The organism is Bacillus sp. UNC438CL73TsuS30 (assembly GCF_000482325.1).
Taxonomy (GTDB): domain Bacteria; phylum Bacillota; class Bacilli; order Bacillales; family Cytobacillaceae; genus Neobacillus.
Genome location: NZ_AXVA01000044.1, coordinates 1 through 6,428 on the forward strand (window position 1 = coordinate 1; position 6,428 = coordinate 6,428).

At 39.6% G+C, this 6,428-nt stretch carries 4 protein-coding genes, 1 tRNA gene, 1 rRNA gene and 1 other annotated feature; of the genes, 5 read left to right on the forward strand and 1 reads right to left on the reverse strand.

Features of this window, described 5'->3' with window-relative positions:
- Nucleotides 1–5: 5 nt before the first annotated feature.
- Nucleotides 6–122: ribosomal RNA gene (gene rrf, locus M028_RS0113380) — 5S ribosomal RNA — on the forward strand.
- Between the two features lie 106 nt (nt 123–228).
- Here the strand turns inward: rrf and M028_RS0113385 are convergent.
- Nucleotides 229–1,176, reverse strand: a complete 948-nt coding sequence (locus M028_RS0113385) for a YaaC family protein (RefSeq protein WP_026574322.1) — start codon at nt 1,174–1,176, stop codon at nt 229–231.
- Between the two features lie 109 nt (nt 1,177–1,285).
- On the opposite strand from M028_RS0113385, the gene guaB reads away from it, so the two are divergent.
- The 4 genes from guaB to M028_RS0113405 all read left to right on the forward strand — a co-directional run bounded on the left by guaB (nt 1,286) and on the right by M028_RS0113405 (nt 6,172).
- The gene (guaB, locus tag M028_RS0113390; protein ID WP_026574323.1) at nt 1,286–2,749 is read left to right on the forward strand and encodes an IMP dehydrogenase; all 1,464 of its coding nucleotides are present in this window, start codon (nt 1,286–1,288) and stop codon (nt 2,747–2,749) included.
- 198 nt (nt 2,750–2,947) lie between these two features.
- Nucleotides 2,948–4,258, forward strand: a complete 1,311-nt coding sequence (locus tag M028_RS0113395) for a D-alanyl-D-alanine carboxypeptidase family protein (RefSeq protein WP_197031419.1) — start codon at nt 2,948–2,950, stop codon at nt 4,256–4,258.
- Nucleotides 4,259–4,347: 89 nt separating this feature from the next.
- Nucleotides 4,348–4,570 (forward strand) — a binding site (T-box leader).
- A 134-nt stretch (nt 4,571–4,704) separates the two neighbouring features.
- Complete coding sequence (serS, locus tag M028_RS0113400) at nt 4,705–5,985, forward strand: serine--tRNA ligase (RefSeq protein WP_026574325.1); 1,281 nt, start codon at nt 4,705–4,707, stop codon at nt 5,983–5,985.
- A gap of 94 nt (nt 5,986–6,079) precedes the next feature.
- A tRNA-Ser gene (locus tag M028_RS0113405) sits at nt 6,080–6,172 on the forward strand.
- Nucleotides 6,173–6,428 lie beyond the last annotated feature (256 nt).

A 6,428-nucleotide genomic window follows, 5' to 3' on the forward strand; every position in this document is an offset into this window, starting at 1 on the left:
AATAGTCTGGCAATAATGGCGAGAAGGTCACACCCGTTCCCATACCGAACACGGAAGTTAAGTTTCTCAGCGCCGATGGTAGTTGGGGGCTGTCCCCCTGTGAGAGTAGGACGTTGCCAGGCAAATGAAGGACAACCTGATGAGGGTTGTCTTTTTGTAGTTTAAAAAGGAAAAGCTCAGTAAGATTAAATTTTAAACAAAAGCCAGGATCAAAGGATTCTGGCTTTTTCAATTCATCAAATACTCATAAATAAGAAATGGACCTTTTTTTAGGGTGCTATTTAAGAAGGATTGAATAAATGGGAAATCCTGATTAGGCATCATCTTCGTTAACTCACTCCACCATTCCGTTTCATAGCGAGCAATCATACTTAAGTTATAAAGAAGCAGATAATGAATTAAAAGTTCCGGAAAATGGAGAAATTCACTTTTTCGATTAGGGAGAACTAAGTGACCTTTTTCCAAATGATATTTAAAGGGTGAACTGTTTTTCTGAAATGACCCGTTAAACATGAAAGAAAGTCCTTCTTCGGAAAAGGAAATAGGATGCATAGCTTTCGATGTCAAATACTCCTTTAGTCGATTTTCTGTCATATGGTAATGGTCTAATAATTTATCAGGAATTTCAAATTGTTCTTGTTCTCCCTGGTAAGGTATGCTTGAAAATGTCCTCGTTCCATCCAGTAGAAAAAATAAATCATCTAATTCAGGAATAAGTCTTAATAAATCCTCCATAATGACCTTTTCCCCTTCCAATTGTTTCATGTGAAACATTTTTTCTGACATGAAAGGAAAGAGCCCATTTTTTTGTAGTTTCACCTCATCAAGGAAGAATTGATAATTTTGCTTTTTCCGCTTTCTTGTTGAAACACCATGCGCTAACACACTTGTTGTTTCTGGATATGCCGGGTCAATAGTTAAAATACATGCCTTAATTAAATGAACCAAACCGTAAAAGAGAAGAATCGGTTTAAGAATCAGCGGAGACTTCTCTGCTTGTTCATAATAAATCTGTCCATGTTCCAAATAATATAAAAGAGCGTAACCGTTTTCATAGCTTTTTTGCTCAGGGTTTTCGATCATGCGTTTTTGATAATTGCGTTTTAAAAATAACTGACAATATTCAGCTGAAAAGAAACACGAAAAGCTTTTCCAGTCTTTATAAGAGATATCCAATCTAAGATCACCTTTTTTTCAGAATAATCAAATTAAAACTAGTTCCTTGACAGTATTTTGTCCAATTGATAACCTACAAATAAAAAATTTTGTCCTGGAGGCCTTAAAAATGTGGGAAAATAAATTTGTAAAAGAAGGATTAACCTTTGACGATGTCTTGTTAATTCCAGGTAAGTCTGAAATTCTGCCACGTGATGTAAATCTTCAAGTTGCATTATCAGAAAACGTAAAGCTTAATATTCCAATTATGAGTGCTGGGATGGATACAGTAACTGAAGCTGAAATGGCTATTGCAATGGCACGCCAAGGCGGTTTAGGCATTATCCATAAAAATATGACCATTGAACAGCAGGCCGAGCAGGTTGAGAAGGTAAAAAGGTCAGAAAGCGGCGTTATTACAGATCCATTTTTCCTCACTCCTGAACATCAAGTATTTGATGCAGAGCATTTAATGGGGAAATATCGGATTTCAGGTGTTCCAATTGTCAATAATGAAAACGAACAAAGACTAGTCGGCATCATCACAAATAGGGATCTCCGTTTTATACAGGATTACTCCTTTAAAATTTCAGATGTAATGACAAAGGAAGATCTTGTAACGGCACCTGTAGGGACAACATTGAAGGAAGCAGAAGAGATTTTGCAGCAGCATAAAATTGAAAAGCTGCCGCTAGTAGATCATGATGGCGTATTAAAAGGGTTAATTACCATAAAAGATATAGAGAAGGTTATTGAGTTTCCGAATTCAGCAAAGGATCGCCAAGGCCGTCTATTGGCTGGAGGAGCTGTCGGTGTTACAAAAGACACCATGATGAGGGTAGAGGCACTAGTTAAAGCGAATGTGGACGCCATAGTAGTCGATACAGCCCATGGTCATTCTAAGGGTGTCCTTGATACAGTAAAACAAATTAGAAGTGCTTACCCGGATTTAACTATAATTGCCGGGAACGTTGCAACAGCAGAAGCAACAAAGGATTTATTCGAGGCTGGCGCCGATGTGGTTAAAGTAGGTATCGGACCAGGTTCTATTTGTACAACCAGGGTCGTTGCTGGTGTAGGAGTTCCTCAGATTACAGCTGTTTATGATTGTGCAACCGAAGCGAGGAAACATGGCAAGACCATCATAGCCGATGGAGGAATCAAGTACTCCGGTGATATCGTTAAAGCACTTGCAGCTGGAGGCCACGCAGTTATGCTGGGAAGTCTGTTAGCGGGTGTATCTGAAAGTCCAGGGGAAACGGAAATCTTCCAAGGCAGAAGATTTAAAGTCTATCGTGGAATGGGCTCGGTCGCTGCTATGGAAAAGGGTTCAAAAGACCGTTATTTCCAAGAGGATAATAAGAAGTTTGTACCAGAGGGTATTGAAGGCCGACTGCCTTATAAAGGCCCATTGGCGGAAACCGTTTATCAGTTAATTGGTGGATTACGTTCTGGTATGGGATATTGCGGGACAAAAGATTTAGAAGCATTACGAAACAACGCTCAGTTTATTCGGATGACAGGCGCTGGTTTAAAAGAAAGCCATCCACATGATGTCCAAATAACTAAGGAAGCACCAAACTATTCTTTATAAGCTAAGCAGTTTGTAACATAGTAAGGAGGGACCATACCGCCCTCCTTTTTATTTTTGGAAAACAAATAGGTCTTTGCTCTGTCTATGATTTGAAGGGGAGTTATGTTAAAATAACCAAGGTGTATAAATTCGTTGGAGGGCATTATAGTGAATAAATATTTTTATAAAAAAAGTATTCCAGGCTTATTGGCATTAATTATGTTTTTTAGCCTATTTTCAGGCTTAAATAAAGCAGAAGCACAAGCGCCATTAAAGGTGAATGCTGATAGTGCAATTATTGTGGACGGAGAAACCGGAAAGGTTTTATACCAACAAAATGCTGACAGTTTACTTGGTATTGCCAGTATGTCAAAAATGATGACTGAATATATTCTGCTTGATGCCATTAAACATGGCAAGGTGAAGTGGGATCAACAGTATTCTGTGAGTGAGCTTGCTTATAAAATTTCACAAAATCGAAACCTATCAAATGTTCCATTAAGACGTGATGGTAAATATACAGTAAGAGAATTATATCAGGCGATGGCCATTTACTCTGCCAATGCTGCAACAATTGCTCTAGCAGAAGTGATTGCCGGTTCAGAAACAAACTTTGTAAAAATGATGAATGATAAAGCGAAACAATTGGGTTTAAAGAACTATAAATTTGTTAACTCTACTGGTTTAAATAATGGTGATTATTTTGGCCAGCAGCCTGCAGGGACAAGAGCTGATGAAGAAAATGTTATGTCCGCCTATACGGTGGCACAATTAGCCTTCCGCTTGATTCATGATTTCCCGGATGTATTAAAAACAGCTAGTATTCCAACCAAGAAGTTTCGAGAGGGTACAGATGACGAAATTAAGATGGATAACTGGAATTGGATGCTGCCAACATTAATTTACGGTTATCAAGGCATGGACGGTTTAAAAACAGGAACTACTGATTTTGCGGGAGCTTGTTTTACCGGGACTGCTATGAGGGATGGAAAAAGATTTATTACAGTTGTTCAAAATGCGAAAGATGCAAATGGAGCTACAAGCGATAAAAAGGCCCGTTTTGAAGAAACAAGAAAAATGATGGACTATGCTTTCAGTAATTTTAGCAAGGAAGAGATTGTCCCTACCCATTTTCAAGTGAAGGGTCATAAAAACTTACCCGTAATTAAAGGTAAAGAAGACAGTGTTAAAATTTACTCCAAGTCAGCCATTGATATGATGGTTCTAAATGGCGAAAAACAAAATTATCAACCAGAATTGGTATTGGATAAAAATAAAATTAATAAAAAAGGTGAATTAACTGCACCAATTAAAAAAGGTGAAACCATTGGCTATTTGACGATTAAATCCAAAAAGGGCGACAAACTAAGTTACCTGAACAGCCAAGGGGAAAAGAGCATTAAAGTGGATGTGGTTGCCGCACAGGATGTAGAGAAAGCAAATTGGTTTGTTCTCATGATGAGAGGAGTCGGCAGCTTCTTCGGAGATGTTTGGGGCGGCATTTCTAAAACAGTTAAAGGCTGGTTTTAAAGGAATCTTTAATAGCTAAATATTTTGTATAATCTGGTTGCATTTAGTGGATAATTATAGTAGATTATTAAATACAAATCCTTAATATGTTTAAAGCAATGAGAGGAACTAGTAGCAGGAGTTTATTCTTAAGAGAGCCGGTGGCAGGTGAGAATCGGTGAATGGCGCTTGTGAATCCATCCTCGAGCAAGGTATGGAACCCTCCGATAAGGGGGCAGTAAATACTTTCGGCAGAAACCGTTAATTTTTTTCAAGGTGGGCAGACTTTTTCTGTCAACCAGGGTGGTAACGCGGGTAACTCTCGTCCCTGTTTTTAGGGGCGGGAGTTTTTTATTTTTTAGGCGCTGTTAAACTTGCTGTTGTTTTACGCTCTAGGCACTTAAGTCAACAGGTGTAAAATCAAATGGTCTTTAACACGGCCTATTTTAAAAAAGGAGTGGAAAGATATGCTTGATATTAAATTATTAAGAGCTAATTTTACTGAAGTAAAGGAAAAACTTCAGCACCGTGGCGAGGACTTAACAGACCTTGGGAAATTTGAAGAACTGGATCAAAAAAGACGCGATCTAATTGTTGAATCTGAACAACTGAAAAGCAAGCGGAACGAGGTTTCCCAACTGGTGGCCGTTTTAAAGCGTGAAAAACAAGATGCTGACCATTTAATTAAAGAGATGCGCGAAGTTGGCGACAGGATTAAAACATTGGACGATGAGCTCCGCGGTGTTGAAGAAATATTGGAAATGTTATTGTTAAGCATTCCAAATATTCCTCATGAAAGCGTACCGGTTGGGGAAACGGAAGACGATAATGTAGAAATTCGACAATGGGGTAACGTAAGGGATTTCGCCTATGAACCAAAGCCGCACTGGGATATTGCAGACCACTTGGGCATCCTTGACTTTGAACGCGCGGGCAAAGTCACCGGCAGCCGTTTCGTGTTTTATAAAGGCCTTGGGGCTCGTTTAGAGCGGGCGCTCATGAATTTCATGCTGGACCTTCATGTCGATGAACATGGTTACAAGGAAATACTCCCTCCATATATGGTGAATCGCACAAGTATGACAGGAACAGGTCAGCTTCCAAAGTTTGCCGAGGATGCTTTCTTAATTGAAAGCGAGGATTATTTCCTGATTCCAACGGCGGAGGTGCCTGTTACCAATCTTCATAGGGATGAAATCTTAAGCGGTGAGGAGCTCCCCATCCGTTATGCGGCTTATAGTGCATGCTTCCGCTCAGAGGCTGGTTCTGCAGGACGTGATACTCGTGGCCTCATTCGCCAGCATCAATTTAATAAGGTTGAATTAGTGAAATTTGTGAAGCCGGAAGACTCTTACAATGAACTTGAAAAATTAACGAATGATGCGGAGAAAGTCCTTCAATTACTTGAACTCCCATACCGAGTATTAAGCATGTGCACGGGTGACCTTGGCTTTACTGCAGCTAAGAAGTACGATATTGAAGTATGGATTCCAAGCTATGGAACGTTCAGGGAAATTTCTTCTTGCAGTAACTTTGAAGCGTTCCAGGCAAGACGTGCTAATATTCGTTTCCGCCGTGATCCGAAAGCAAAGCCTGAGCATATTCATACATTGAATGGTTCCGGGCTTGCAATTGGCAGAACCGTAGCGGCTATTTTAGAAAATTATCAACAGGAAGATGGCAGTGTGGTGATTCCTAAGGTTTTACAGCCATATATGGGCGGCCGCAGTGTTATAATTCCAGAATAAGGTGTATTTCGGACGGAGTTTTTCCGTCCGAAGTATTTCATTATTTTTAATTGACAATGGGAAAAATATATGATAAATTATTTTTTGTTGTCACGGAGGAATACCCAAGTCCGGCTGAAGGGATCGGTCTTGAAAACCGACAGGCGGGTTAAACCGCGCGGGGGTTCGAATCCCTCTTCCTCCGCCATAACTTTACTTAAATCGCGCATAAAAACTGGAGATAAAAAATCGTTACAATTTATTGTAGCGATTTTTTTATGCACTTTTTTAGGGTTATGACAGTTAATATAGTCCTTTATGAGGCAAGCGGGGGAAATTATAAAATCGATCACTGTAGAGAAAAAGATCAAAAAATCAAGCGTTGGTAAAGGTTATAGTGACCGTAAAGAAGCGAAAGTCAAGAACACGGGCACTGACAATTATCTGTAGTGCCCGCAATGAGG

Bases quoted from the DNA above. Each gene is read 5' to 3' on its own strand.
- M028_RS0113395 (WP_197031419.1), top strand. From the start codon at position 2,948: ATGTTTTTTAGCCTATTTTCAGGCTTAAATAAAGCAGAAGCACAAGCG.
- guaB (WP_026574323.1), top strand. From the start codon at position 1,286: ATGTGGGAAAATAAATTTGTAAAAGAAGGATTAACCTTTGACGATGTC.
- serS (WP_026574325.1), top strand. From the start codon at position 4,705: ATGCTTGATATTAAATTATTAAGAGCTAATTTTACTGAAGTAAAGGAA.